The 25,581-nt window shown below is 67.8% G+C and carries 24 protein-coding genes and 1 riboswitch; of the genes, 18 read left to right on the forward strand and 6 right to left on the reverse strand.

Features of this window, described 5'->3' with window-relative positions; all coding sequences use genetic code 11:
* Positions 1 to 88 precede the first annotated feature (88 nt).
* Together DIZ26_RS13650 and DIZ26_RS13655 are read right to left on the reverse strand one after the other, a co-directional pair.
* The gene (locus DIZ26_RS13650) at positions 89 to 1,321 is read right to left on the reverse strand and encodes an epoxide hydrolase family protein (RefSeq protein ID WP_112241009.1); all 1,233 of its coding nucleotides are present in this window, start codon (positions 1,319 to 1,321) and stop codon (positions 89 to 91) included.
* Between the two features lie 42 nt (positions 1,322 to 1,363).
* Entirely contained in the window at positions 1,364 to 1,834 is a 471-nt protein-coding gene (locus DIZ26_RS13655) for a MarR family winged helix-turn-helix transcriptional regulator (protein ID WP_112241011.1), read from the reverse strand.
* 121 nt (positions 1,835 to 1,955) lie between these two features.
* Here DIZ26_RS13655 and DIZ26_RS13660 point away from each other — a divergent pair, with 121 nt between their 5' ends.
* Complete coding sequence (locus tag DIZ26_RS13660) at positions 1,956 to 2,801, forward strand: SMP-30/gluconolactonase/LRE family protein (protein WP_112241014.1); 846 nt, start codon at positions 1,956 to 1,958, stop codon at positions 2,799 to 2,801.
* Positions 2,802 to 2,895: 94 nt separating this feature from the next.
* On the forward strand, positions 2,896 to 6,519 hold the full coding sequence (locus tag DIZ26_RS13665) for an error-prone DNA polymerase (protein WP_112241016.1): 3,624 nt from the start codon (positions 2,896 to 2,898) through the stop codon (positions 6,517 to 6,519).
* A gap of 174 nt (positions 6,520 to 6,693) precedes the next feature.
* Here the strand turns inward: DIZ26_RS13665 and DIZ26_RS13670 are convergent, their stop codons facing one another.
* Positions 6,694 to 7,836 carry a hypothetical protein gene (locus tag DIZ26_RS13670; RefSeq protein ID WP_198676071.1) on the reverse strand — a complete coding sequence of 381 codons (1,143 nt, stop codon included), beginning with the start codon at positions 7,834 to 7,836 and terminating at the stop codon, positions 6,694 to 6,696.
* A gap of 83 nt (positions 7,837 to 7,919) precedes the next feature.
* On the opposite strand from DIZ26_RS13670, the gene DIZ26_RS13675 reads away from it, so the two are divergent.
* Together DIZ26_RS13675 and DIZ26_RS13680 are read left to right on the forward strand one after the other, a co-directional pair.
* Positions 7,920 to 8,402 carry a hypothetical protein gene (locus DIZ26_RS13675; RefSeq protein ID WP_157979701.1) on the forward strand — a complete coding sequence of 161 codons (483 nt, stop codon included), beginning with the start codon at positions 7,920 to 7,922 and terminating at the stop codon, positions 8,400 to 8,402.
* Between the two features lie 80 nt (positions 8,403 to 8,482).
* Positions 8,483 to 8,839 (forward strand): VOC family protein, encoded by a 357-nt coding sequence (locus tag DIZ26_RS13680; RefSeq protein ID WP_112241022.1) that lies wholly within the window; start codon positions 8,483 to 8,485, stop codon positions 8,837 to 8,839.
* Positions 8,840 to 8,862: 23 nt separating this feature from the next.
* Here the strand turns inward: DIZ26_RS13680 and DIZ26_RS13685 are convergent, their stop codons facing one another.
* Positions 8,863 to 9,621 (reverse strand): nucleotidyltransferase domain-containing protein, encoded by a 759-nt coding sequence (locus DIZ26_RS13685; protein ID WP_157979702.1) that lies wholly within the window; start codon positions 9,619 to 9,621, stop codon positions 8,863 to 8,865.
* Between the two features lie 216 nt (positions 9,622 to 9,837).
* On the opposite strand from DIZ26_RS13685, the gene DIZ26_RS13690 reads away from it, so the two are divergent.
* The 3 genes from DIZ26_RS13690 to DIZ26_RS13700 all read left to right on the forward strand — a co-directional run bounded on the left by DIZ26_RS13690 (position 9,838) and on the right by DIZ26_RS13700 (position 12,918).
* Positions 9,838 to 10,758, forward strand: coding sequence for an aminoglycoside phosphotransferase family protein (locus tag DIZ26_RS13690; protein ID WP_112241026.1), 921 nt, complete (start codon positions 9,838 to 9,840; stop codon positions 10,756 to 10,758).
* 506 nt (positions 10,759 to 11,264) lie between these two features.
* Positions 11,265 to 12,257: a sigma-70 family RNA polymerase sigma factor gene (locus tag DIZ26_RS13695; protein WP_112241028.1), complete on the forward strand. Its 993-nt coding sequence runs from the start codon at positions 11,265 to 11,267 to the stop codon at positions 12,255 to 12,257.
* 73 nt (positions 12,258 to 12,330) lie between these two features.
* The gene (locus DIZ26_RS13700; RefSeq protein WP_112241029.1) at positions 12,331 to 12,918 is read left to right on the forward strand and encodes a dihydrofolate reductase family protein; all 588 of its coding nucleotides are present in this window, start codon (positions 12,331 to 12,333) and stop codon (positions 12,916 to 12,918) included.
* Position 12,919: 1 nt separating this feature from the next.
* On the opposite strand, the gene DIZ26_RS13705 is transcribed toward DIZ26_RS13700, so the two are convergent.
* A complete protein-coding gene (locus DIZ26_RS13705; RefSeq protein ID WP_112241031.1) occupies positions 12,920 to 14,143 on the reverse strand; it encodes an RNA polymerase sigma factor in 1,224 nt (407 codons plus the stop codon).
* Positions 14,144 to 14,149: 6 nt separating this feature from the next.
* On the reverse strand, positions 14,150 to 14,521 hold the full coding sequence (locus DIZ26_RS13710) for a YciI family protein (RefSeq protein ID WP_112241033.1): 372 nt from the start codon (positions 14,519 to 14,521) through the stop codon (positions 14,150 to 14,152).
* Between the two features lie 479 nt (positions 14,522 to 15,000).
* On the opposite strand from DIZ26_RS13710, the gene DIZ26_RS13715 reads away from it, so the two are divergent.
* From DIZ26_RS13715 to DIZ26_RS13765, 11 genes are all read left to right on the forward strand, one after another.
* Entirely contained in the window at positions 15,001 to 15,600 is a 600-nt protein-coding gene (locus DIZ26_RS13715) for a CDP-alcohol phosphatidyltransferase family protein (RefSeq protein ID WP_112241035.1), read from the forward strand.
* A gap of 50 nt (positions 15,601 to 15,650) precedes the next feature.
* Complete coding sequence (locus tag DIZ26_RS13720) at positions 15,651 to 16,436, forward strand: DUF881 domain-containing protein (protein ID WP_112241037.1); 786 nt, start codon at positions 15,651 to 15,653, stop codon at positions 16,434 to 16,436.
* On the forward strand, positions 16,433 to 16,765 hold the full coding sequence (locus DIZ26_RS13725) for a small basic family protein (RefSeq protein WP_112241039.1): 333 nt from the start codon (positions 16,433 to 16,435) through the stop codon (positions 16,763 to 16,765). The genes DIZ26_RS13720 and DIZ26_RS13725 overlap by 4 nt, the downstream gene beginning before the upstream one ends.
* A gap of 1 nt (position 16,766) precedes the next feature.
* The gene (locus DIZ26_RS13730; RefSeq protein WP_112241041.1) at positions 16,767 to 17,711 is read left to right on the forward strand and encodes a DUF881 domain-containing protein; all 945 of its coding nucleotides are present in this window, start codon (positions 16,767 to 16,769) and stop codon (positions 17,709 to 17,711) included.
* 30 nt (positions 17,712 to 17,741) lie between these two features.
* Positions 17,742 to 18,122 carry a glycine cleavage system protein GcvH gene (gene gcvH / locus DIZ26_RS13735; protein WP_112241043.1) on the forward strand — a complete coding sequence of 127 codons (381 nt, stop codon included), beginning with the start codon at positions 17,742 to 17,744 and terminating at the stop codon, positions 18,120 to 18,122.
* A gap of 126 nt (positions 18,123 to 18,248) precedes the next feature.
* Entirely contained in the window at positions 18,249 to 18,770 is a 522-nt protein-coding gene (locus DIZ26_RS13740) for an FHA domain-containing protein (protein ID WP_112241045.1), read from the forward strand.
* Entirely contained in the window at positions 18,757 to 19,440 is a 684-nt protein-coding gene (ftsR, locus tag DIZ26_RS13745; RefSeq protein WP_112241047.1) for a transcriptional regulator FtsR, read from the forward strand. The genes DIZ26_RS13740 and ftsR overlap by 14 nt, the downstream gene beginning before the upstream one ends.
* Positions 19,441 to 19,584: 144 nt before the next feature.
* Positions 19,585 to 20,076: a bifunctional nuclease family protein gene (locus DIZ26_RS13750; RefSeq protein WP_112241049.1), complete on the forward strand. Its 492-nt coding sequence runs from the start codon at positions 19,585 to 19,587 to the stop codon at positions 20,074 to 20,076.
* Between the two features lie 535 nt (positions 20,077 to 20,611).
* Entirely contained in the window at positions 20,612 to 21,229 is a 618-nt protein-coding gene (locus DIZ26_RS13755) for a MerR family transcriptional regulator (protein ID WP_112241051.1), read from the forward strand.
* A gap of 20 nt (positions 21,230 to 21,249) precedes the next feature.
* Positions 21,250 to 21,347, forward strand: a riboswitch (glycine riboswitch).
* A gap of 78 nt (positions 21,348 to 21,425) precedes the next feature.
* Positions 21,426 to 24,281: an aminomethyl-transferring glycine dehydrogenase gene (gene gcvP, locus DIZ26_RS13760; RefSeq protein ID WP_112241053.1), complete on the forward strand. Its 2,856-nt coding sequence runs from the start codon at positions 21,426 to 21,428 to the stop codon at positions 24,279 to 24,281.
* On the forward strand, positions 24,278 to 25,576 hold the full coding sequence (locus DIZ26_RS13765) for a serine hydrolase domain-containing protein (protein ID WP_112241055.1): 1,299 nt from the start codon (positions 24,278 to 24,280) through the stop codon (positions 25,574 to 25,576). Before gcvP ends, DIZ26_RS13765 begins: the two co-directional genes overlap by 4 nt.
* The last annotated feature ends 5 nt before the right edge of the window (positions 25,577 to 25,581 follow it).

Consider the following 25,581-nt stretch of genomic DNA (forward strand, 5'->3'; position numbering starts at 1 on the left):
TTTGGGGGTTATCCCCTCAAAGTGTGGGTTGCTTGCGTGGATACCCCGCGCCAACCCTCACTCTGAGGGGATAACCCCCCACTGTGGATCAGGAGCGGGAGTGGAAGGTGCGGCGGAGGTCGGTGACCCATTCGGTGGGGATCTCCCAGGGGATGAAGTGGCCGCCGTGGTCGTGGGCGGTGAGGTTCACGTGGTTGTACCAGGCGGCGCGGTCGCTCTCGAGGAAGTTCTGGACGCGCTGATCGGTCGTCACCCCGGGCGGGTTCTCGTACGCCACGAAGGTGATGCCGGTGGGCGCCTCGACGACGGGCCAGCGGTCGTGCGACGGGGTCCACGGGTAACGGTTGTTGTTGGCGTACGTGCGGATCGACGTACCGATCGCGTTGTTCACCCAGAAGATCGTCGCGTGGGTGAGCAGGTCGTCCTTGCTGAAAACGGTCTCGATGTCGCCACCGTTGTCACTCCAGCTCTTCCAGCGCTGCAGGATCCAGGCGAGCATGCCGGCAGGAGAATCGGACAGCCCGTAGGCAAGCGTGCTGGAGTCCAGCACGTGCGCTGCGAGATGGACGGCGAATCGCCTGTCGAACTTCAGGACCCGTGCGTGCAGCTCCGGCGGAAGCCCTTCGGGGATCGGCCGTCCGCCACTGAAGTCCCAGGCCCGATCGCCGGTGAAGAAGTCGAGCTTCAGCCCCGAGCCGATGTGGATGCCGTACAACTCGTCGGCGTACTTGTGCCCGAGCTGGCCGGTCACCAGCGCGCCGACGTCGCACCCGGCGGCGGCGTACCGGTCGTAGCCGAGGGTCTTGGTCATCAGCGTGTGCCAGAGGTCGGCGACCTTCCAGAAGTTCATGTCCGGGTTGTCCGGTAGCGGTGTGGAGAACCCGAACCCGGGGAACGACGGCACGATCACGTCGAACGCGTCGGCCGGCTCACCGCCGTACGCGGCCGGGTCGGCCAGTGGGTCGATCACCTTCGCCCAGTGCCAGAACGTCCACGGCCAGCCATGGGTGAGGATCAACGGCGTCGGGTTCGGTCCGACGCCGGGCTTGCGCAGGAAGTGGATCGGTACGCCGTCGACGTCGACCCGGTAGTGCTTGTAGGCGTTGATGGCGGCCTCTGCCTTGCGCCAGTCGTACTCCGTGCGCCAGTACTCCACGAGCTCTTCCAACGTGGCGCGCTTGAGGCCGTAGTACGAGTCCTCGTTGCCCGCGTCGTCGGGCCAGCGGGTCAGCTCCAGTCGCTGCCTCAGGTCGGCGAGGACGGCATCGGGCACGTGGATCGGCGTCGGTTCCAGCGGGAACGGGCGGGTCTCATGAATCATCGTGATCTCCTCCAGCCGCTGCCGCGGCCTAGGTCGTCCGTACTACGAAGTGGCGGGTCGCCCCTGTTCTCTGGGCGTCTCGTGATGGAGTTCGACCAGGCGGGCCAGGGCCGGCAGGGCTGTCGCGATGGCGGTGCGCTCCGCCGGGGTGAGCCGCGCGGTGAGGTCGGTGAGGCGCGCGATCCGCTCGGCCTCGCGGCCGTCGACGATCGCGCTGCCTTTCGCGGTGACGTGCACCAGGATCGCGCGGCCGTCCGACGGGTCCGGCCGGCGCTCCACGAGGCCGTCCTGCTCGAGCTTGGTGATGATCTGGGTGATCGCCGGCTGGCTGACCTGCTCGCTGGCGGCCAGCTCGGTCAGGCGGCGCGGGCCGACGGTGGCGAGGGTGTGCAGCACGGACAACGTCGTGAAACTCAGCCGCTGGCGCGACGGCAGCCGGATGTTCATCCGGGTGAAGGCGCCGATGACGGCGGTCAGTTCGGCGACGCTCAGGTCGCCGTGCTGGGTGGTCATGCGGAGCAGTGTATAAGAGTCTTACTTAAATCGCTTATGGATTTTCTTGGTGGCCTGTCGATCTGGCTGGCGGTGGTTCGTGTAGGGAGTAAAAGGAAGCTTCGACGAATGAGGTGACGTGATGTCCGAACCGAAGGTTCTGCTGAGTGGCCTGGGGATTCCCGAGTCGCCGCGGTGGCACGACGGGCGGTTGTGGTTCTGCAACTGGATCGACCAGCAGATCGTGGCTGTCGACGGCGACGGTACGCCGGAGTTCACCGACGTACCGGTCGAGCAGTTGATGGGATGGTCCATCGACTGGCTGCCGGACGGCAGGCTGCTGACGACCGGGGACAAACTGCGGCGGTACGAGCCGGACGGATCGGTGGTCGTCCACGCCGACCAGAAGGCGAACGAGATCGTCGTCGACCGCACCGGCCACGTGTATCTCAATGGCGCCGACTTCAACTTCTCCGGTGGCGAGGCGCCCAAGCCCGGCTACATCAAACTGGTCACACCGGATGGACGCGTGCGCGAGGTCGCGGGCGGGATCGAGTTCCCCAACGGCATGGTGATCACTCCCGACGGCCGGACGCTCGTCATCTCCGAGTCGTTCGCCGGCCGGCTCACCGCGTTCGACATCGAGCCGGACGGAGGACTGTCAGGGCGGCGGGTCTTCGCCGAAGGGCTCGGGCCCGACGGGATCTGCCTGGATGCGGAAGGCGCGATCTGGGTCTCGACCGGCGGCTCCTCGGTTGTCCGCGTCGCCGAGGGCGGCGAAGTCCTGCAACGCGTCGAACTCCCCGAGAACCGAGCCCCGTTCGCATTGGCCCTCGGTGGCCCGTCCGGCCGAACCCTCTTCATCATGACTGCCGAGTGGCACCTGAACGACACCGTCGGTGACAACCTAGGCCGCCTGACCAAAGGCCCCCGCACCGGCAAGGTCCTCGCCCTACCAGTCGCAATCCCAGCAGCCGACCACCCCTAACGCCGAACGGTGACAATCGGCTGGAGCTGATTTGACTTGTTCGAACAGGTGTTCGAAGATCGGGATGTTGGGAGCGACGCTTCGGAGGTGGCTGATGGGATGGGACAACCCAGCGATCCCGTGGTCCGAGCTGGAGCGGAAGCTGTCCGGTCGGTCGCGCCCGCCCGCGCCCGCGGACGAGTTGTTCGAGGCCGACGGCGGTGACGGCCCGGCCTGGTCGCGGCACCGCCCGCCGTACGATCCGGACCCGGTCGACAAACCACGCCGGCCCGACGGACCGGTGGTGCCGTATGCCGAGCTGCACTGCCATTCCTACTACAGCTTCCTGGACGGCGCCTCCTCGCCGGAGCACCTGGTGGAGGAGTCGGTCCGGCTCGGGCTGCACGCGCTCGCGCTGACCGATCACGACGGCTTCTACGGCGTGGTCCGGATGGCCGAGGCCGCGGAGGAGTACGACGATCTCAAGACGGTATTCGGCGCCGAGCTGTCACTGGAGCTGACCAAACCGCAGAACGGGATGGCCGACCCCGAAGGCAGTCATCTGCTGGTGCTGGCCGAACAACAACAGGGGTATCACCGCCTCGCCGGCGCGATCACCGAGGCCCAGTTGCGCGGCCAGGAGAAGGGCCGCCCGGTCTACGACCTGGAGGAGCTCGCCGCCATCGGCGAGGACAGTTGGCTGATCCTGACCGGCTGCCGCAAAGGGCTGGTCCGCCGGGCGCTGGAGCTCGGCGGTCAGGCGGAAGGACCGGCGGCCGCCGCGCGCGAGCTGGATCGGCTGACCGCGTTGTTCGGCAAGGACCGGGTCGTGGTGGAGCTGATCGATCACGGCCTGCCGCTGGACACCACGCGCAACGCAGTACTGGCTCGCCTGGCCGAGGCCAAGGGGTTACCGGTCGTTGCCACCAACAACGTTCACTACGCACAACCCCGGCGGCACCGGCTCGCCGCCGCGATCGCCGCAGTACGGGCCCGTCGCAGCCTCGACGCGATGGACGGCTGGCTGCCACCCGCTGGCACTGCGCACCTGCGGTCGGGGGAGGAGATGCTCGCGCGCTTCCGCCGGTACGACGGCGCCGTCGCGCGCTCGGTGGAGCTCGCGGACCAGTTGGCCTTCAGTCTCCGGGCCGCCAAGCCGAGCCTGCCGCACCAGGAGGTGCCACCGGGGTACGACGCGATGGAGTGGCTGAAGAAGCTCTGCCGCGACGGGGTGCGGAAGCGCTATGCGGACAAGCCGGCGGAGTTGATGGCGAAGGCCCAGGCCCGGGTCGAGCGGGAGCTGGAGGTGATCGAGGACCTCAAGTTCCCGGGCTACTTCCTGATCGTGCGCGACATCGTCATGTTCGCCAAACGCAAGGGGATCCTCTACCAGGGCCGCGGCTCGGCGGCGAACTCGGTGGTCTGCTACGCGCTCGAGATCACCGCGATCGATCCGGTCTTCTACAACCTGCCGTTCGAGCGGTTCCTGTCCTCGGCCCGCGACGAGGAGCCCGACATCGACGTCGATTTCGACTCCGACCGGCGCGAGGAGGTGATCCAGTACGTCTACGGCAAGTACGGCCGGCGCAACGCGGCCCAGGTCGCGAACGTGATCACCTACCGCCCGAAGCTCGCCGTGCGGGACATGGCCAAAGCGCTCGGATTCAGTACTGGGCAGCAGGATGCCTGGTCGAAGCAGGTGGATGCCTGGGGAGCTGTCCGCAGCAGCGTCGACCACGACATCCCCCCGGCCGTGGTCGGACTGGCCGAAGACCTGCTGAAGTTCCCGCGGCACCTCGGCATCCACTCCGGCGGCATGGTGCTCACCGACATCCCGGTCGGTCACGTGGTGCCCGTCGAGCACGCCCGGATGGAGAACCGGACGGTGCTGCAGTGGGACAAGGACGACTGCGCCTGGATGGGGCTGGTGAAGTTCGACCTGCTCGGGCTGGGAATGCTGGCCGCGCTGCAGTACGCGATGGATCTGGTCCGGGAGTTCCTCGGCGAGGACTGGAACCTGGACTCGATCCCCAAGGAGGAACGCGGGGTCTACGACCAGCTCTGCAAGGCGGACTCGGTCGGGGTGTTCCAGGTGGAGAGCCGGGCCCAGATGAGCACGCTGCCCCGGTTGCGGCCGCGCAGCTTCTACGACCTGGCGATCGAGGTGGCGCTGATCCGGCCCGGGCCGATCCAGGGCGGCGCGGTGCACCCGTTCATCCGCCGCAAGCTGAGAGAAGAGCCGATCACCTACTTGCATTCCAAGCTGGAGCCGGTGCTGGAGCGCACGCTCGGGGTACCGCTGTTCCAGGAGCAGTTGATGCAGATCGCGATGACGGTCGGCGGCTGCACCGGCGAGGACGCGGACCTGCTGCGCCGTGCAATGGGGTCCAAGCGCGGCGTGGAGAAGATCTCGTCCCTGCGGACCAAGCTGTACGACGGGATGGCGGCGAACGGGATCACCGGCGAGACGGCCGACCAGATCTACGAGAAGATCGAGGCCTTCGCCAACTTCGGCTTCGCCGAGTCGCACTCGATCAGCTTCGCCCTGCTCGTCTACGCCAGCACCTGGCTGCGCCTGCACTATCCGGCCGCCTTCCTGGCAGCCCTCCTCCGAGCCCAACCCATGGGCTTCTACTCCCCCCAATCCCTGGTAGCCGACGCCCGCCGCCACGGCGTCACCGTCCACCGCCCCGACCTCCACCTCTCCCAACCCCACGCCACCCTCGAACCGCTCACCCCCACAACAAACCCTGCACCCACCACCCTCTCCGCGCCGGAGTCCGCCTCCACCACCTCCGCGCCGGACCCCGCTCCCGCCTCCACTTCGGACCTCGCCGTCGCACAACCTCCCACCTCCGCGCTGGAGTCCACCCCCGCCTCCGCGCTGGAGTCTGGGTCTGCCTCTGCAGGGGAAACCGCATCCGGGTTTGTTGTTGCTACCGGCAATGATTCTTGTATGGAGAAGGTGCAGCCGGAGGTGGGGGAGTTCGATCCGAAGGAGAAGTTCGACTCCGATCTGCATCGGCGGGACGGGAAGCTTGCGGTGCGGCTCGGGTTGGCGGGGGTGAAGTCGATCGGGGAGACAGTGGCGACCGGCATCGTCGAGGAGCGGGAGAAGAACGGGCCGTACGCCGACATGGCGGATCTCGTCCGACGGACGGGGCTGACCGCAGTACAGGTGGAAGCGCTGGCGACGGCGGGGGCGTTCGACTCGTTCGGGTTGTCCCGGCGGCAGGCGCTCTGGAATGCGGGGCGTGCGGCCGAGGAGCGACCCGGGCATCTGTCGGGAGTGAGCAGTTCGGGTCCGCCGCCGATGCTGCCGGGGATGACCGAGATGGAGACGACGATGGCCGATCTCTGGGCCACCGGGATCTCACCCGACGACCACCCGATCCGGCATGTGCGGCCGGGTCTCGACGAGCGCGGCATCCTGCGCGCGAACCAGTTGTCCACCGCCGAGGACGGCACCCGGGTGTACGTCGGGGGAGTCGTGACGCACCGCCAGCGCCCGGCGACCGCGGCCGGCGTCACCTTCCTCAACCTGGAGGACGAGACCGGCATGATCAACGTCGTCTGCTCGAACGGCGTCTGGAACCGCTACCGCCGAGTCGCCCGCGAATCCAGCGCGATGATCATCCGCGGCCGCCTCGAACGCTCCCAAGGCGTCACCAACCTCGTAGCCGACAAACTCGAACGCCTCCCCCTAGCCGCCAAAACCACCTCCCGCGACTTCCGCTGAAGCTCCCACTCCACCCCTCACTAGCCCCACCAACGACCACTCCCAGGCACCCGCGCGACGGGCGGCAATGCAATGAGCAACCGGCGGAACCGGCGCAACCCACGGACCACGTGGCCAGGCGATCCAGTAACTACCGCACCTTCGCGCCTGTGACCGGTTGCGAGGTGGAAGGTTTCAGGGGAGGTCGTCGTACTTCGGGTCCAGGAATCTGTTGACGACCTGCTCGGCGGCCAGGCCGATCTCGATCAGTTCTTCGGTGTATTGATGCCAGCGCGAGATTTGGCTCCTCAGCCAGGCCCAGCGCACCTCCACCACCTTCTCGGAGTACTCACGCCGAATGACGATGAGTTTCTTCGCGAGGCGGCGCGCGCTGTGACCTGGATAGCTCACGGTGATGCGATCACTGTCGTACAAGGCCGCTTCGAGCTTCAGCGCACTGTCCAGTACCCGCTTACCCAGATGTGAAGGCACCGGAATGCCGATCGCCTCATCGGTCTCAGCGGCTCGACGCCTGCCTCTGATGTCGATCTCAAAGGCGAGAGTCACCAGCGCGAAAGCCGGGATCAGGAGCAGCAGCGCGATGAGGTGCAGGAAGTGGTGCTTCGCCAAGCTGTTCAGGACAAAGGTGAGGCAGCCGAGGATTCCCGCGAATCCCAGCAGCCTGATCGAGCGCCAGATGATCGTGGTACGGAACGTCATCCTGCCTGCGGCGTACTGCTCGACGAAGTCGTCCGGTCCTTCCTCGAACTGGTCGAGAGTTGTCGAAGAAGTGTCGTCGAAGAACGACGGATACAGCCGCGCGGAGGGAGGTTGCGGCGCCACGCTTCTGCCGGGCAGAACTCGAGCGGGTTTCGGCTCTGGTTCTGCCTCCGAGGGGGACTGATCCACTGGTGGTTCGGAGCCGGTCTGTTCACGCACGATTGTGTCGTCCAGCCGATTCGCATCTTTGATGTACAAGACAAGCCCGACCAGCCCAGCACCACACTGAACCCAGTACCACGTGGTGCGTTCGCCGTAGGGGATGAAGAACGGAAACGCTGCCGTCGCACCCGGCAGCCGGAGAACACTGCGCCTGACCTCTCGTGTCCACCGGACGATGTCGAGTCTCAGCAGGACGGCAACGGCCAGTCGCGCCGCGATCGGAAGAACGAGCAGACCGACCGTCGGATGGGTCAGGCGGGATCGCAGCGAATAGGCCGGGACCGGACCGAAGCAGAAGAAGAACACAAATCCGGCGACGAGCAGCAGATTTGCTGACGAGCGCACCACCATCATTCGCCCGTCCAGAGGCGTTGTCACCGGGCGGAAAAGAGGCATCGTCATCTCCAGCGGGGCGGCAGGAAGGTTGACGGTAGCATCAGGGCGGCTCAGCCTGACGGACCCGTTTCTTGGAGGACGAGTTGGACGCGCTCTGGGAAGCGATACGACAGTGGAGTTCGGGTCATCAGGTGAATTCGGACTTGATTCTCTGGGGCCTGCCACTGATCTGGTGGGGCCGGATCGGCAAACTCCTCAGCTTCCTGGCCGGCGGAACGATCATCCTCGACATCATCGGGCCGGAACGCATCTCCGATTGGTCCCGAACCCGGCTCCGGGTCGCACCCAAGACTGCCGCCAAGGTGCGAACGGCCTTCACCGTACTGATCGGCTTGATCGTGGCGCGTACCTTTCCGGCCGGAACCACGTGGCTCAACTATTCCCTCGGCCTGATCGTCGCTATTGCAGCCAGTTACTTGCTGGCCCCGCTCGGAGCCGTCCTGGCCACGGCGACCGGACGAGGCGTCCTTTGGGTTTTCCGCGCGGGCGCGGTCATCCAAGTCGTGCGGATCGTCGCGGTCATCTTGCTGGTTGTGGGGTTTCTCCTCGACATGCTGGCGTCATAAGTCCGCCCGCACACCTCGCGCGACTACCGCTGAAACGAGCCCGCTCAGCAGTGCGGCGCTTGGGTGTTTAAGCTTGGCGGGTGGCTTTGGAATGGGAACAGGTAATCGTTCACTCGGTTGACCCGGGTGCTCTTGGGCAGTGGTGGGCTGAGGCTCTTGGGTGGGTGGTGGTCTACTCGTCCGAGGACGAGTTCGAGATTCGTCCGGCGCCGGACCGGATGCCGGGAATCGACTTCGTACGGATCGACGAGGTCAAGCAGGGCAAGAGCCGGTTGCACCTCGACTTCCGGCCCGAGGATCAGGACGCCGAGGTTGCCCGGCTGATCGCTCACGGCGCCAAGCGCGTCGACATCGGCCAGGGCGAACAGGCGTCATGGGTGGTCCTCGCCGATCCCGAAGGCAACGAGTTCTGCATCCTCGGCCGGCAAAGCCAGTAAGACGTTCCTGCCCTATCGGTCGTTCAGTGTGGCGATGCGCTTCCACGAATGAAGGTCAGGTCGTCGCCCCAGTCGTCCAGGACGCGGCCGTGGCCGGCTGTTCGGGCGTGGGGTTCCAATTCGACGAGCAGGGAGCGAAGGGCCTGGGGTGCCTGGTCGGAGTGGGCCTGGGCGAGTCGGCGTACGAGGTTGTCGTAGGACCATTCGGGGTGGGGGAGCGGGTGGTGTTCGAGTTCCCAGGCCAGGTACTTGTTGTACGGGCGGACTCGGTTGTCCAGGGCAAAGATGTAAGTGAGGTAGTGGGGGATGGCTTCGGCGCCGTCGAGGAGCGTGCCGATCATGTTGCCGTCGCGGGCGTTCTTCAGGCAGCGGTAGAGGCTGTTGAGGAACGCGTCGAGTACCGCCGGCGCGAGCTGAGCTGCCTCGGCCGGAGCTAGCTGAGCCTTCGCGGCGGCCAAGCCGGCGATGAGACCGTCGGCGGTGTCCTTGAGGACCTTCGCATCCCTGAACGCGTAGCGATTCCATTCGAAACCGGAACCGGGCAGCGCGTGGGTGCGGAACTCGTGCAGCGGCATGGCCGAGACGTCGAGCCGTGCATCCCGGCGATGTTCGGCGGAGAGTTGTCCGTCAGCCTCGTCGGTGACGACCAGCAGTACGTCGTAGTCGGAGTGGGCCGTCGCTGCGCCTGCGCGCGCTTGCGACCCGCTGAGGATCACGCCGAGCACTCGCGCATCCGACTCGCATCGCGTCAGCAGCGCAGCGAACTCCTCGGCAGCAGTCATCAAGTCACCCAACCACGCGAGCAGCGCCAGTCGCACATCATTTCCGCGGGAGTGTTCGCCGTCCTGGTCGCAGGGCGGCGCCCGTACTACGTGCGCAGGCTGTGGGGGAGTCCGCCGCCCAGCGGCATACGCGCCGGATTCCACCGGGGCAACTCGGGCGGGCGAGGGGGAATTTGGTTGCGGGGTTCGAGGTGGGGGCAATACGGTCGGGCCCCGATGGATGAAATGCCTGAGGTGCTGCCGTTGCCGGATCGGAAGCCGGCCGATGGTGCAGTGGCGCGTAGGTTGATCGACGCGCAGTTCCCGCAGTGGTCGGGTCTTGAGATTCGGTCGGTTGATGCGCAGGGGTGGGACAACCGGACGTTCCGGCTCGGTGACGAGTTGCTCGTTCGATTGCCGACTGCCGAGGAGTACGCGCTGGCGGTGGAGAAGGAGCATCGGTGGTTGCCCGTGCTCGCACGTGCGGTGCCGTTGGAGATTCCGGAGCCGGTGGGTCGCGGCGTACCCGATGAGAACTTCGCGCACGACTGGTCGGTCTATCGGTGGATCGGTGGTGAGCCCGTGGATCGTGGTGGTGTCGACGACCTGGTGACGTTCGCCGTCGAGCTTGCTGACTTCCTCGCGGCTCTGCAGCAGGTCGATCCGACGGACGGGCCGGCGCCGGGATTGCACAACTGGTTCCGGGGCGGACCGTTGAGCACCTATGACGGGTGGGCGCGGAATTCGCTGAAGACCTTGGAGGGGGTGATCCGGACCGAGCTCGCCGAGGAGATCTGGGATCGGGCGCTGCGAACTCCGTGGGACGGGCGGCTCGTGTGGTTCCACGGGGACATTGCCGCGGGCAACTTGCTGACGAAGGGCGGGGCGCTCTCGGCAGTCATCGACTTCGGCACTTGTGGAGTGGGCGATCCGGCGTGTGATCTGGCGATCGCTTGGACGATGCTGGACCGGGAGAGCCGGGCTGCGTTCCGCGATCGGCTGGCGGTGGACGACGCTACCTGGCTGCGTGGTCAGGGCTGGGCGCTCTGGAAGGCGCTGGTTGTCTGCGCGGGATCGGTCCGCGACGGCCACGGCCTGCCGGCGGACGCGTCGTACGTCCTCGACCAAATCCTCGCCGCCCACGAGAACCAACCCTGAGCCCCCGCGCACCAGCGCTGGTCAGCTTGCCGAGCACCCGCGGCGCCGAGCCAGCTCACTAGCACCCAGCGCTGGTCAGCTTGCCGAGCGCCTGCGGCGCCGAGTCAGTTCAGTAGCTCCCGGCGTTGGTCGGCTTGCCGAGCGCCTGCGGCGCTGAGCCAGCTCACTAGCTCCCGGCGTTGGTCAGCTTGCCGGGCGCCTGCGGCGCTGAGTCGGTTCACTAGCGCCTAGTGCTGGTCAGCTTGCCGGGCGCCTGCGGCGCTGAGCCAGCTCACTAGCACCCAGCGTTGGTCAGCTCGCCTAGCGCCTGCGGCGCTGAGTCAACTTACGAGCGCCGGTGCTGTCAGCCGCCGAGCACTCGCGGCGCTGGGCCAGCTCAGGAGTAATCAGGGCTGGTCAGCTCACCGAGCACCGGGGCTGGTGTGCCGGGCTTGTGTGGTTTCGGTGATCAGTTTTCTGGGCGTTGGGGACCGGTTGGTGGACAGGTTTGTGGTTAGTCTCGCGGGGTGAGTGAAGCGGAGTTGTTGGTCAGGGCGCGGGGTGGGGACGAGCTGGCGTTCGGGGAGTTGGTGGATGGCTACCGCAAGGAGCTGTCGGCGCACTGCTACCGGATGCTCGGGTCCCTGCACGACGCGGAGGATGCTCTGCAGGAGTCGCTGCTCAGTGCGTGGCGTGGGCTCAAGAGCTTCGAAGGCAGGAGTTCGCTGCGGACCTGGCTGTACCGGATCTGCACCAACGCCTGCATCCGGCTCGGTTCGCAGCGGCCGAAGAAACTGCTCACCACCGACCAGTTCCCGTCCCGCGACCAGACCGCCGATCTCGGCGAGCCGATTCTCGAACCGATGTGGCTCGAGCCCTGCCCGGACGATCCGGCCGCCAGCTACCTGCAGCGCGAAGGAGTCGAGCTCGCCTTCGTCGCGGCGCTCCAGCACCTGCCGAGCGCGCAGCGCGCAGTACTGATCCTCAGGGAAGTGCTCGAGTACTCCGCGGCCGAGGTCGCGGAAATTCTCGAGACCACGCCGCAGTCGGTGAACAGTGCGCTCCAGCGCGCTCGCAAGGCGGTCGAGGAACGGGTGCCGCCCGTCAGCCAGCAGGCCGAGCTCGCCGCGCTGGGCGAAGAGCGGCTGAAGGAGTTGGTGGAGTCGTTCGTCTCCGCCTGGGAGCGGGCCGACGTGGACGCGATCACCGAGTTGCTCGCCGAGGACGTCCGGATGAGCATGCCGCCACTGCCCGCTTGGTTCGACGGACGGGCCGCCGTACTACGGTTCTTCGGCGAGCGAGTCTTCGAGACACCCTGGCGCCTGGTCCCGCTCCGCGCGAACGGGCAGCCCGGCTTCGCCTGCTACATGCAGGACCCGGCCGATGGGGTGTTCCGCCTCGGCGCGATCAATCTGCTCCACCTCCGCGACGGCCGGATCAGCTGGATCTCGGGATTCCTGGACCCGGCGCTGCACCGGCGGTTCGACGTACCGGAAACTTTTTCTGCCGGGACCGATTAATCCACGAACCGGGCTGTCTCTACCTCTTTGAAGCGTGCGGCCAAGCGCACGCCGAGGATGAAGGAGTACTGAGATGCGCAAGCTGATCGTCCACAACATCGTCTCCCTCGACGGCTACATCACCGGTCCCGGCAACAACGTGATGCTGCTGCCGATGGGCGACTTCTTCGACGCGTACTGCGCGGAGCGGCTCGGCAGCGCCGACACGCTGCTGCTCGGCAAGAACTCCTACGACATGTTCCGCGGGTTCTGGCCGGGTGTCGTGGACATGCCGGAGGCGACCGAGGACCAGAAGGAGATCTCCCGGCGCGACAACGAGATCCAGAAGGTTGTCGTGTCCGACAGCATCACCGAGGCCGACACGGCGCCCTGGTCCGACACGACCCGGATCGTGCGGCGCAAGGAGGCGCACGAGCAGATCGCCGAGCTCAAGCAGGGCGACGGTGGCGACATCATCATGTTCGGCAGCCGGACGCTGTGGAACGACCTGCTGCAGGCCGGCCTGGTCGACGAACTGCACCTGATGGTCGGCCCGGTGGTACTCGGCGGCGGTACGACGGCCTTCGCCGAGGGCGAGGTTCCCCCGCTGACGCTGATCGACACGCGCAGGTCCGAAGGCTCCGACAACCTGCTGCTCCGGTACGCCGTCGGCAACAGCTGACCTAGAACGATGCCGCGCGGGACTCCAGGTAGTTCCGCTCGGGGACGCTGAGAGTGAGGCGGGCGGCGAGCTGGTACGCCTCCCGCGCCGCCTCCTTCTCGCCTGCCAGGTCGAGCAGATGAGCCCGTACTGCGGCCAGCCGGTGATGTCCTTTCAAAGCCGGGTCCTGCTCCGCCGTCGCCAGCCGCTCCAGACCGACCCGTGGACCGTGCACCATCGCGACGGCCACGATCCGGTTCAGGCTCACCATTGGGCCGGGTGCGAGCGACTCCAGCAATTCGTACAGCACCAGGATCTGCCGCCAGTCCGTGTCCTCGGCACGAGCCGCCTCGTCGTGGACGGCCGCGATGGCAGCCTGGAGCTGATACGGACCAATAGGTGCCTCACGCAACGTTCTGCTGATCAATTCGTTGCCCTCAGCAATCGCTTCGGCGTTCCAGAGCCGGCGATCCTGTTCGGGCAGCGGGATCAGCAAACCGTCGGGCGAGACCCGGGCCGGCCGGCGCGCGTCGGTCAGCAACATCAGCGCGAGTAACCCGGCCACCTCGCCTTCGACCGGCAGCCGCTCACGCAGCTGGCGGGTCAGCCGGATCGCCTCGGCGCTGAGCTCGACCCGATGCAGTGATTCGCCCGAACTCGCGGTGTAGCCCTCGTTGAAGATCAGGTAGAGCACATGCAGTACGGCGGCCAGCCGGCCGGACAACTCCTCGGGCGGCGGCAACCGGAACTCCGCGCCGCCGGCCTTGATCTTCGCCTTCGCCCGGCTGATCCGCTGGCCGATCGTCGACTCGGGAACGAGAAACGCGCGGGCGATCTCGCCGGTGGTGAGACCGCCGACAGCGCGAAGCGTCAGCGCGATCTGCGATGACGAAGTCAGCGCCGGGTGACAGCAGAGGAACAGCAACGTGAGCGTGTCGTCCTCATCGGCAGCCGGCGGTTGATCGACCGGCTCCAGCAGAGCGACGGTCTCCTCGCGGTGCTGCCTGGCCGCCTCGCTGCGAAGTATCTCGATCCGGCGGCGCGAGGCGACGGTGATCAGCCAGCCGCGCGGGTTGTCGGGCAGGCCGTCCTTCGGCCACTGCTGCGAAGCCGCGAGCAGGGCTTCCTGAACCGCGTCCTCGCAGGTGTCGAAGCCGCCGTACCGGCGAACCAGTGGGCCGAGGATCTGCGGCGCCAACTCGCGTAGCAGTGCCTCGACGTCGGCTGCGGCAGGGGAGTGGGACATCAGCGCTCAGGAGGTCAGGCCGCTCAGATCCCGGACCGGGCGCACCTCGACGATGCTGAACGCGGCCTCGGGGATCTGCGGCACGATCTCGATCGCCCGCTCCAGCGTGTCGCACTCGACCAGGTAGAACCCGGCCAACTGCTCCTTCACCTCGGCGAACGGCCCGTCGGTGGTCATCACGGTTCCGTCGCGGACCAGCACCTGCTTGGTCGCGGCGGGTTCTTCGAGCGAGTCGGACGCGATCAGCTCACCGCTGGCCGTCAGCGCTTCGTGCAGACCGACGTACCCGGTCATCGCCTCCCGCTGCTGCTCCTCGGTCAGCCCCTTCCACACCTCCCGCGACTCCGGGTTGCCGTAGATCAGGATCAAGAACCTCATCGCACCCCTCCACTCTCCGCCCCCACGATAGATCCGCCCCGGTCCGTCCGGGATCGGGTCGGCCGAGTTCCGCGAACACGTCGCCGAGAGGGATGAAGTTGCCCCGAGCAAGCATCGGATGGTGCCGGGTGCCGGGTGCCGGGTGCCGGGTGCCGGGTGCGGGGTGCGGGGTGCCGGGTGCGTTGCGGCCGGGTGGGGGGTGGCGGGTGGTGGTCGCGGCGGTCGCGGTTCCGGTCGTTTGCGTGGGGAGGACGCGGGACCGTCGGCCGCGCGAGGCAGTCCAGTGGAGCGGTTCAGGTCTCGATCTGGTTGCTGTCGGGTTGCTGGTCGGCGGCGGGCGTAGCCGGGGGTGGGGGAGGGCGGTTGCCTGGTCAGGGACATCGGCGGGATTCCCCGGAGTGGCCCGGGCGGAAGCTGTCGGTGGGCCCAAGTACAGTAACGACCGGGACAGGGGCGATGGAGAACCGAGGGAGGATCGCGTGCCGGACTTGGAAGTGTCCGACCGGGTGCTGACGATCCCGAACGCGCTCAGCTTCTTGCGGTTGCTGGGTGTGCCACTCTTCCTGTGGCTGATCCTCGGTCCGAAGGAAGACGGCTGGGCGCTGCTGGTGCTCGCGGTCTCCGGCTTCACCGACTGGGCCGACGGCCAGATCGCCCGGCGGATGAACCAGACCACGCGGCTCGGGCAGATGCTCGACCCGGTGGCGGACCGGCTCTACATCTTCGCGACCGTGCTCGGCCTGGCGCTGCGCGACATCATCCCCTGGTGGCTGGCGATCGCGCTGCCGCTGCGGGACCTGTTGCTGACGTTCACGCTGCCGGCCTTGCATCGTCGTGGCTTCAACGCGCTGCCTGTGCACTTCCTCGGCAAGTCGGCGACCTTCTGTCTGCTGTATGCGTTCCCGCTGTTGCTGCTCGGTGACGGCGACAGCACGTTGAACCTGCTGGCCAGAGTGTTCGGCTGGGCGTTCGCGATCTGGGGAACGGCGCTGTACTACTGGGCAGGCGCTCTGTACTTCGCGCAGCTCCGGCACCTGATCCAGACGGTGAAACCGATCAGCGGGCCGGCGGGGTCGTGACTCAGTCCCCACCCGGACAGCAAGGTCAGCAGCGCCGCGTCGATGCGTCCATGTCGTTGCTGAACAACCTGATGGCGCACCCGCTCGACGAGGGGTACGCCGTTGCGGCACGCACCCGGCCGACCCAGCGCGCCCGGCCCCGGCATCGCGTCATCCTGGTGATCGCCCTCGCTGTCCTCGGGTTCCTGCTGGCCGTCGCAGCGTCGCAGAACTACCGCAGCGCGCCCGAGGCGGAGAAGCAGCGCAAGGAACTGATCACCCGGATCAATCAGGCCGACACCCGGCTGGCCGATCTGCGCGGGCAGCAGACCAAGCTTGCGGACGAAGTGCGAGGTCTGCAGGCCGGTGGGCTGAGCAACACGAGTTCGGGTGCCGCGTTGCAGAAGCAGCTGGACGAGCTGGAGTTGCAGGCGGGGGCCGTCGCGGTGAAGGGACCGGGGCTGAAGGCCGTGGTCGACGACGCGAAGGACGCCAACGACAAAGAGGGCCGGCTGCTCGACGTCGATCTGCAGCAGCTGGTCAACGGACTGTGGACAGCGGGCGCCGAGGCGATCTCGGTGAACGGGCACCGGCTCACTTCGCTCACCGCGATCCGCGGGGCAGGCAGCGCGATCACGGTCGGCTACACCTCGTTGACCCCGCCGTACACGGTGCTCGCGATCGGTGAGACGGGGACCATGCCGGCCCGGTTCGCGCAGAGTTCCGGTGGCCAGTGGGTGCAGTACCTGGTCAGCAATTTCCATGTCCGGATGACCATCACGACGGAGGATTCCTTGCTGGTGCCAGCCGATGCGACCATCGCGCTGCGGTACGCGAAGGTGGGTGGGCCGAAATGATCGCCGTACTCGGTCTGGTGATCGGCGTGGTGGTCGGTCTGATCGTCGCGCCCGACGTACCGGAGTGGGCGCAGCCCTACCTGCCGATCGCCGTGGTGGCGGCGCTGGACGCCGTCTTCGGCGCGCTGCGGGCGTTCCTGGACGGGATCTTCGACGACAAGGTGTTCGTCGTCTCGTTCATCTCCAACGTGCTGATCGCGGCGCTGATCGTCTACCTGGGCGACCAGCTCGGGGTCGGCTCCCAGCTGTCCACCGGTGTGGTGGTCGTGCTGGGGATCCGGATCTTCACCAACATGGCCGCGATCCGGCGGCACGTCTTCAGGGCCTGAGATGAGTACCGACGAGCCCACCCCGCCGCCCGAGCCGACGCCACCGATCGAGCCGACCCCGCCGCCGGAATCGACCCCGCCGGCCGAACCGGCCCGCGCGGACGCGGTCGGGCCGACGCGGGCCGACGCGGTTGGGCCGGCCCGGGCCGATGCGGTCGAGCCGGGCGATCCGGCGCATCCGGTCGCGCCCACCCCGATGCCGAAGGCGAAGCTGCCGAACCTGGCGCTGCGCCGGCTGCGCGCCGGGTTCAAGCCGTCGCGCGGTCAGGCGATCGTCGCCGTCGTACTGGCCCTGGTGGCTTGTATGGCGGTCGTCCAGGTGCGGGTGAACCGCGCCGACGACGGCTACCAGAACGCCCGCCGCGAGGACCTGATCGCGATCCTTGACGGCCTGGGGCAGAACACCCGCCGGCTCGAGAGCGAGATCGCCGAACTCCAGGCGCGCAAGAACAGCCTGGCCTCCAGTGCCGATAAAGCCCAGACGGCGCGCGAGCAGGCCGAGCAGCAGGTCCGCGTTCTCGGCATCCTGGCCGGTACGATGCCCGCGCAGGGACCCGGCGTACGGATCACCCTCAACGACCCGGACGGCAAGATGCAGTCGAGCAACCTGCTCGACGCGATCGAGGAACTGCGCGACGCCGGGGCGGAGGCGATCCAGATCAACGGGTCGGTCCGGGTGGTCGCCAGTACTGATCTGACCGACGACGCCCCGGGCGTCAAGGTCGACGGGGAGAAGGTCAATTCGCCGTACGTGATCGAGGCGATCGGCGAGTCGCACAACCTCGCCGAGGCGGCCAACTTCCCCGGCGGCCTGGTCAGTGAGGTGACCGGTCCGCAGATCGGCGGCACCGCCGAGGTGACCGAGCTGCCGCTGGTACAGATCACCGCCTTGCACGCCGCCGACGAGCATCGTTACGCTCGCCCGGCGCCCAGCCCCACCAAGTGAGCCCTGACCCTTGAGCGAAAGAGGACCGAGGTGTACCCCGAAGACCTGAAGTACACGGCCGAACACGAATGGGTGAAGGCCGGTGAGGGCCCGGTACGAGTCGGCATCACCGACTTCGCGCAGGACGCCCTGGGCGACATCGTGTACGTCCAGCTGCCCGAGGTCGGCACCGCGGTGCGGGCCGGCGACTCGTGCGGTGAGCTCGAATCCACCAAGAGCGTGAGCGACCTGTTCGCCCCCGTGAACGGCACCGTGCGCGCCGTCAACGAGGCACTGGCCGACCAGCCCGACCTGGTCAACACCGACCCGTACGGCGAGGGCTGGCTGCTCGACATCGAGGTCGACGACGACGAAGAGGTCGCGGCGTTGATGGACGCCGACACCTATCAGGGACAGCTCGACCAGAACTGATAGGTTGTCCGGACCTCAACCGCTGGTCGAGGGTTGAGGTCCCGGCCGTTTTGGGCGGCCGGTCACACTTGTCATACGGGGTCTACTAGACGTCGCCGGACCACCGGCGATCGGGAGGATCACAGCATGCCGTTCTGCAACCAGTGCGGGCACGAGAACTCCGAGGGCAGCCGGTTCTGCTCGCAGTGCGGAACGATGCTCCCTGGCGCGGACCGTCCGGTGCCCGCCCCCGGCGTCACGGACACCGCGATGCTGACCCCGATCAGCGTCGAGCCGGAGACCGAGCGCTTCGAGCAGGGCGAGCAGCTGTCCGCCGAGGACGAGGCCGCGGTCGGCGCCCTGCCGGCCGGGTCGGCCCTGCTCATCGTCCAGCGCGGCCCGAACGCGGGCAGCCGGTTCCTGCTGGACGTCGACGTCGTCACGGCCGGCCGGCACCCCGACAGCGACATCTTCCTGGACGACGTCACCGTCTCCCGCCGGCACGCCGAGTTCCGCCGCGACGGCCAGGGCGTGAAGGTCCGCGACGTCGGCAGCCTGAACGGCACCTACGTGAACCGGGACCGGATCGACGAGGTCCTGCTGTCCAACGGTGACGAGGTCCAGATCGGCAAGTACCGCCTGGTGTACTACGCCAGTGGCCAAGCCTGACCCGTCGGCTGGTGGCAGCAGCATCGGTGAGGTGCTGCAAATCCTGCAGGCCGAGTTCGCCGACGTCACCATCTCCAAACTCCGCTTCCTCGAAGCGGAAGGACTGGTGACGCCGGCCCGCACCGCATCGGGGTACCGCAAGTTCAGTGCCGCCGACATCGAGCGGCTGCGCTACGTCCTGACCGCTCAACGCGATCAGTACCTGCCGTTGCGGGTGATCAAGGAACACCTCGAGGCAATGGACCGCGGTCTGCGTCCGTCACTTGGTGGACCGCCCGTCGCGCCGTCCGATCTGCCCGGGCCGCCGGAGCTGCCGGGTGCGGAGGAGTTCGGGACGTATGGCACCGAACTGAAGCTGACCCGCGAGGAACTGCGGGTTGCCGCTGGCATCAGCGTCGAACTGCTCGACGAGCTGGAGAGCCACCACCTGGTGGTAGCCCGGGGCAACCACTACGACGGTGACGCGATCCTCGTGGCGAAGACGGCCGCCGAGTTCGCGCAGTACGGGATCGAACCGCGCCATCTGCGCCCGTTCCGTACGGCGGCCGACCGCGAAGTCGGCCTGATCGAACAGGTGATGAGCCACCGCCGCGACGACAAGACCCAGGAGCTGGCCGCTCTCGCCGTCCGCCTCCACGCCGCCCTGGTCCGCTCGCGCCTCACCCGCTGACCCGGCAACTTGGTCCGCTGCCCGGGTTGCCTCACCTGCTGGCCGGGCTGGCGGCGTACGGCGTTGTGTTTCCGGCGGGTGACGATGTGGTCGGGCGCACCCCGTGGGCCACCTTCGGGTCGGCCCGCAGAGTAGGCTGGAGGCGTGCGCGAAGTCGACGTGGTCGGAGTACGGGTTGAGATGCCCTCGAGTCAGCCGATCGTGCTGCTCCGGGAGGTCGGCGGCGAGCGGTACCTGCCGATCTGGATCGGGGCGGCCGAGGCGAGCGCCATCGCCTTCGCCCAGCAGGGGATGGAGCCCCCGAGGCCGCTGACGCACGACCTGTTCGCGGAAACCATCCGCGTCCTCGGGCACACGCTCAGCCAGGTCCGGATCGTGAACCTCACCGACGGCGTCTTCGAGGCGATCATCGTCTTCGACGACAAGACCGAGATCTCGGCGCGCCCGTCCGACTCGATCGCCCTCGCGCTGCGCACCGGCACCCCCGTCTTCTGCACCGAGGAGATCCTCGCCGAAGCCGGCATCCCGGTCCCGGAGAGCGAAACCGACGACGACGAGGTCGTCGAAGAAGAGGAAGTAGAACGCTTCCGCGAATTCCTCGACCACGTAACCCCGGAAGACTTCGACAAGAGCTAACCGGTACGCCGACCCGCTTCGCGCCTCCTGCGTCGGCCGCTCGACTCACCCACGGACGCCGCTCCTTCGTCGCGGCTCAAGAACCGGTTCGCGGCTCAGCCAGCCTAGGGCGGCCCGGCCTGGTCGCGGGGGCCCGCATCGCGCCTCCTGCGTCGGCTGCAGGAACTGTCCATTTGCGGATGGTGCTCCTCGGTCGCGGCTGGTTCAGCGCTAGCCGGCGAGCGTGGTTTCGTCGTTCGGCGGAAACTTTTTGTGCGTATTTGCAAGTTTGTTTCCACCTCAGTGCGGGTTACGTCGATCTGGAGGCGCGAGGCGGGTGCGTGTTCGGCGTACCGGGGCGGTTACCGGGGGTGAGGTTGATGGGTCTGGTACAAGGGCGGACAGGTAACGATTCGAGTTGTGGGCGCGACACGCTAGCTGCTCGGTGCGGTTGTCGTTGACCGGGTCTGAGCCACGGCTTACCTTGAAGGAGTTGTGGAGAGTTGTAACTCCACGGATGTGATCCGTTCCAGTCGGTACCCAGGGAGGCTCAGGCGTGACACGCACCGGCGACACTGATCTGACGGCGCAGTCGACGTCCGAAGCACACGCCGAGGCGGCCGCCAGCGCCGGCGTCCAGGGTCTGCTTTTCGACGACGACCTGTCGCCGATGCCCGACGATGTCGGTTTCCGCGGTCCGACCGCGTGTGCTGCTGCGGGGATCACCTACCGGCAGCTCGACTACTGGGCGCGGACCGGGCTGGTTTCTCCCTCCGTGCGCCCGGCGACCGGTTCCGGCACGCAGCGGTTGTACGGCTTCCGGGACGTGTTGTTGCTCAAGGTGATCAAGCGGCTGCTCGACGCGGGCATCTCACTGCAACAGATTCGCAGTGCGATCGCTCACCTCAGCAAACGTGGAATCGATGACCTGACCCAGATCACGCTGATGAGCGACGGCGCCTCGGTGTACATGTGCACCTCGCCGGACGAGGTGATCGATCTGCTGGCCGGCGGCCAGGGTGTGTTCGGTATCGCGCTCGGCGGAGTCTGGCGGGAGGTCGAGGGCTCGTTGTCGGAGCTGCCGACCGAGCGTCTGGACGCGCACGCCGACGACGCCGACGACCACGCGAACGATGAGCTCGCTGCCCGTCGCCGCGCCCGCATGACCGGCTGAGGTAGGCTCGATCCAGCCGTACACAGCATTCGGGAGAGTCTCGGGCGGAACCACGCCCGGGCGCCGAAGGGGCAATTCCTCCCCGGAACCTCTCAGGCCCATGGACCGAGTGCCTTAGGCGACTCTGAAGCGTGCGCGTGCGTGACAGAGGGGGAGGCCCCCGGCAGCATCTGTCTCGCAGCAACGGAGCCTCTCGATGAGTGTGAACGACCCCCGCCCGCAGATCTCGGCCACTTTCGCCGACCGCCACATCGGGCCACGCCCGGACGAGGTCGCCCGGATGGTGCAGACCCTCGGGTACGCCGATGTCGACGCGCTCGTGGATGCCGCGGTACCGGCGTCCATCCGGACCACCGAGCCGCTCCGGTTGCCCGAGCCGGCCTCCGAGGTCGACGCACTGACCGAGCTCCGCCAGCTCGCGGCGCGCAACAACGTGGCGACCTCGATGATCGGCCAGGGGTACTACGGCACGTTCACCCCGTCGGTGATCGTCCGCCGCCTGGTGGAGAACCCGGCCTGGTACACCGCCTACACGCCGTACCAGCCGGAGATCTCGCAGGGCCGGCTCGAGGCGCTGCTGAACTTCCAGACCGTGGTGTCCGACCTGACCGGCCTGCCGACCGCGAACGCCTCGCTGCTGGACGAAGGCACCGCTGCCGCCGAGGCGATGACGCTCGCGCACCGGTCGAACCGCAAGAGCAAGAGCAACCGGTTCCTGGTCGACGCCGACACGTTCGCGCAGACGATCGCGGTCGTGCAGACCCGCGCCGAGGCGCTCGACATCGAGGTCGTCGTCGCGGACACGACCGACGGGCTGCCCGAGGGCGACTTCTTCGGCTTCCTCGTGCAGTACCCCGGCTCGGGCGGCGTCGTCCGCGATCTCAAGCCGCTGATCGAAGCCGCGCACGCCAACGAGACGATCGTCGCGGTCGCCTCCGACCTGCTCGCGCTGACGCTCCTCGAAGCACCGGGTGAGGCGGGGGCCGACATCGTCATCGGCTCGTCGCAGCGCTTCGGCGTACCGCTGTTCTACGGCGGTCCGCATGCCGGCTTCATGTCCGTGCGGGCAGGCCTCGAGCGGTCGCTCCCGGGTCGCCTCGTCGGTGTCTCCGTCGACGCGGACGGCGCACCGGCGTACCGGTTGGCGTTGCAGACGCGTGAGCAGCACATCCGTCGTGAGAAGGCGACGTCGAACATCTGTACTGCGCAGGTGCTGCTCGCCGTCGTTGCTTCCATGTACGCCGTGTACCACGGTCCCGACGGGCTCAAGGCGATCGCCGAGCGGGTCCACCACCACGCCGACAGCCTGGCCGCGTCGCTGCGAGCGGGCGGTGTCGAGGTCGTGCACGACCAGTTCTTCGACACGGTTCTCGCGCGGGTTCCGGGCCGTGCGGCCGATGTCGTCGACGCGGCCCGTCAGACCGGTATCTGGCTGCGGCTCGTCGACGCGGACCACGTCGGCATCTCGTGCGACGAGAAGACCGACGCGACCGCGCTCGGCCGGGTCTGCCGTGCCTTCGGAGCTCAGTACGACGGGTCGCTGGCCGGCGCCGGCTTCCCCGAGAGCGTGGTTCGGACCAGTGAGTACCTGACCCACCCGGTGTTCAACACGCACCGCTCGGAGACCGCGATGCTGCGGTACCTGCGCAAGCTGTCGGACTACGACTACGCGCTCGACCGCGGCATGATCCCGCTCGGCTCCTGCACGATGAAGCTGAACGCGACCACCGAGATGGAAGCGGTCACCTGGCCGGAGTTCTCCGACATGCACCCGCTCGCGCCGATCGAGGACGCGTCGGGGTACGTCACCCTGATCGGTCAGCTCGAGCGTTGGCTGGCCGAGGTCACCGGCTACGCGAAGGTGTCGCTGCAGCCGAACGCGGGCAGCCAGGGCGAGCTTGCCGGTCTGCTCGCGATCCGGTCGTACCACCGGGCCCAGGGCAACGAGGACCGCAACGTCTGCCTGATCCCGTCCAGCGCGCACGGCACCAACGCCGCCTCCGCGGTGATGGCCGGTATGAAGGTGGTCGTTGTCAAGGGCAACGACGACGGCACGATCGACCTGGAGGACCTGCGCGCCAAGGCCGACGAGCACGCGGAGAAGCTGGCCGCGATCATGATCACCTACCCGTCCACGCACGGCGTGTACGAGGAGAGCGTGACCGAGGTCTGCAAGATCGTCCACGACCACGGCGGCCAGGTGTACGTCGACGGCGCGAACCTCAACGCCCTGCTGGGATTGGCGAAGCCGGGTGAGTTCGGCGGCGACGTGAGCCACCTGAACCTGCACAAGACGTTCTGCATCCCGCACGGTGGCGGCGGCCCCGGCGTCGGCCCGGTTGCGGTGGCGGCCCACCTGGCGCCGTACCTGCCGAACCACCCGCTGCTGGACCAGGCCGGTCCCGACACCGGTGTCGGCCCGATCAGCGCCGCCCCGTTCGGCTCGGCCGGTGTGCTGGCGATCTCGTGGGCCTACATCCGGATGATGGGTGGCGAGGGGCTGACCGCCGCCACCAAGGCCGCTGTACTGACGGCGAACTATGTCGCCAAGCGGCTCGAAGGCGCGTTCCCGGTGCTCTACACCGGGGAGAACGGGCTGGTCGCGCACGAGTGCATCCTGGATCTGCGGCCGATGACCAAAGAGACGGGCATCACCGTCGACGACGTGGCCAAGCGGCTCATCGACTACGGCTTCCACGCGCCGACGATGTCGTTCCCGGTCGCGGGCACGCTGATGGTCGAGCCGACCGAGTCCGAGGACCTGGGCGAGCTGGACCGCTTCTGCGACGCGATGATCGCGATCAAGCACGAGATCGACCGGGTCGCGGCGGGGGAGTGGCCGGCCGGCGACAACCCGCTGGTGAACGCCCCGCACACCGCCTCGTCGGTGATCAACGACAAGTGGGAGCACGCCTACACCCGCGAGGAGGCCGCCTTCCCGCAGTCGGTCGACCGGACCGCGAAGTACTGGCCGCCGGTGCGCCGCATCGACGGCGCGTACGGAGACCGCAACCTCATCTGCTCCTGCCCCGCCCCGGAGGCCTTTGAGTGACCCTGCGTTCTGACACCGCTGCCGCCTTGTACGCCGAGGTGGCAGCGGCCCAGAGTGAGTGGAAGTTGCCCTCGATCAGCGCCGGGGTGATTCACGACGGCGCGCTGGCGTGGACCGGTTCGCGGGGGCAGTTCGCTTCTGCCGACGGGCTGGCGCCGGGGCCGGACGTGCAGTACCGGATCGGGTCGATCACGAAGACGATGACCGCGGTCCTGGTGCTGCAGTGCCGCGACGACGGGCTGCTCTCGCTGAACGATGCCGTGGGCAAGCATCTGCCCGGGATCGCGTACGGCGATCTCACCATCCGGCAACTGCTCGCGCACTCCGGCGGCATGCACGCCGAACCCGAGGGCGACTGGTGGGAGCGCAATCCCGGGGTCTCGTTCGAGACTCTGACCGCCGCGATCGACGAGTCCCAGGCGGCAGGCAAACCGGACCGTCGCCATCACTACTCCAACCTGGGTTACGCCCTCCTCGGCGAGGTCGTGGCGCGCCTGCGGGGCGAGTCCTGGATGGAGTTGGTCGCGTCCCGGATCCTCGACCCGCTGGAGATGCGCCGTACGACGTACTTCCCGGTGCGGCCTGCGTCGCAAGGCTTCTCGGTGCATCCGTTCAGCGGACGACTCGAGGAGGAGCCCGCGTACGACGCCGGGGCGATGGCGCCGGCCGGGCAGCTGTGGAGCACGGTCGAGGACCTGGCGAAGTACGCCTCGTTCTGGATCGACCCGGGCTACGACATTCTCAGTCGCGACACGATCGACGAGATGGCCGCGCCGGCCGCCGCGGACCCGCGCGAGGCGCTGACGGCGTCGTACGGGCTGGGCCTGCGGTTGCACGCGGACGATCCGCACCTCTTCGTCGGGCACACCGGATCGATGCCGGGCTTCATCGCCGGGTTGTTCGTGGACCGGGTCCGGCGGATCGGCGGCGTCACGCTCGCCAACGCGACGTACGGGCGGTGCGCGACGGTGCCGCTCGACCTGATGCGCGTGCTGGCGTCGTACGAGCCCACGCTGCCGCCGGAGTGGGTGCCGGAGCCGCAGTTGGCGCAGGGCGAGGAGTTGCTCGGGCACTGGTACTGGGGGAACACGCCGCTGACGATCAGCGTGGTGGCCGGGATCCTGCAGATGTCGGGCGCGATGACGTGCCGGTTCTCGCCGATCGGGCCGGATCTGTACCGCGGCCGCGACGGCTACTTCGCGGGCGAGCGGTTGCGGGTCGTCCGCGACGGCGACGTGATCACCCATCTGAACATCGCGACTTTCGTGCTGACGCGCACGCCGTACGGCCGCTGACTTCT

It is taken from the genome of Kribbella monticola (assembly GCF_003261635.1).
In the GTDB taxonomy this organism is placed as follows: domain Bacteria; phylum Actinomycetota; class Actinomycetes; order Propionibacteriales; family Kribbellaceae; genus Kribbella; species Kribbella monticola.

Excerpts from the sequence above, each read along its gene's own strand:
- DIZ26_RS13740 (WP_112241045.1), top strand. The coding sequence starts at position 18,249 with ATGCCGTTCTGCAACCAGTGCGGGCACGAGAACTCCGAGGGCAGCCGG.
- DIZ26_RS13690 (WP_112241026.1), top strand. The coding sequence starts at position 9,838 with ATGGATGAAATGCCTGAGGTGCTGCCGTTGCCGGATCGGAAGCCGGCC.
- DIZ26_RS13730 (WP_112241041.1), top strand. The coding sequence starts at position 16,767 with ATGAGTACCGACGAGCCCACCCCGCCGCCCGAGCCGACGCCACCGATC.
- DIZ26_RS13665 (WP_112241016.1), top strand. The coding sequence starts at position 2,896 with ATGGGATGGGACAACCCAGCGATCCCGTGGTCCGAGCTGGAGCGGAAG.
- gcvP (WP_112241053.1), top strand. The coding sequence starts at position 21,426 with ATGAGTGTGAACGACCCCCGCCCGCAGATCTCGGCCACTTTCGCCGAC.
- DIZ26_RS13710 (WP_112241033.1), bottom strand. The coding sequence starts at position 14,521 with ATGAGGTTCTTGATCCTGATCTACGGCAACCCGGAGTCGCGGGAGGTG.
- DIZ26_RS13705 (WP_112241031.1), bottom strand. The coding sequence starts at position 14,143 with ATGTCCCACTCCCCTGCCGCAGCCGACGTCGAGGCACTGCTACGCGAG.
- DIZ26_RS13685 (WP_157979702.1), bottom strand. The coding sequence starts at position 9,621 with ATGACTGCTGCCGAGGAGTTCGCTGCGCTGCTGACGCGATGCGAGTCG.
- DIZ26_RS13720 (WP_112241037.1), top strand. The coding sequence starts at position 15,651 with ATGTCGTTGCTGAACAACCTGATGGCGCACCCGCTCGACGAGGGGTAC.
- DIZ26_RS13725 (WP_112241039.1), top strand. The coding sequence starts at position 16,433 with ATGATCGCCGTACTCGGTCTGGTGATCGGCGTGGTGGTCGGTCTGATC.
- DIZ26_RS13700 (WP_112241029.1), top strand. The coding sequence starts at position 12,331 with ATGCGCAAGCTGATCGTCCACAACATCGTCTCCCTCGACGGCTACATC.
- DIZ26_RS13650 (WP_112241009.1), bottom strand. The coding sequence starts at position 1,321 with ATGATTCATGAGACCCGCCCGTTCCCGCTGGAACCGACGCCGATCCAC.
- DIZ26_RS13670 (WP_198676071.1), bottom strand. The coding sequence starts at position 7,836 with ATGCCTCTTTTCCGCCCGGTGACAACGCCTCTGGACGGGCGAATGATG.
- DIZ26_RS13655 (WP_112241011.1), bottom strand. The coding sequence starts at position 1,834 with ATGACCACCCAGCACGGCGACCTGAGCGTCGCCGAACTGACCGCCGTC.
- DIZ26_RS13660 (WP_112241014.1), top strand. The coding sequence starts at position 1,956 with ATGTCCGAACCGAAGGTTCTGCTGAGTGGCCTGGGGATTCCCGAGTCG.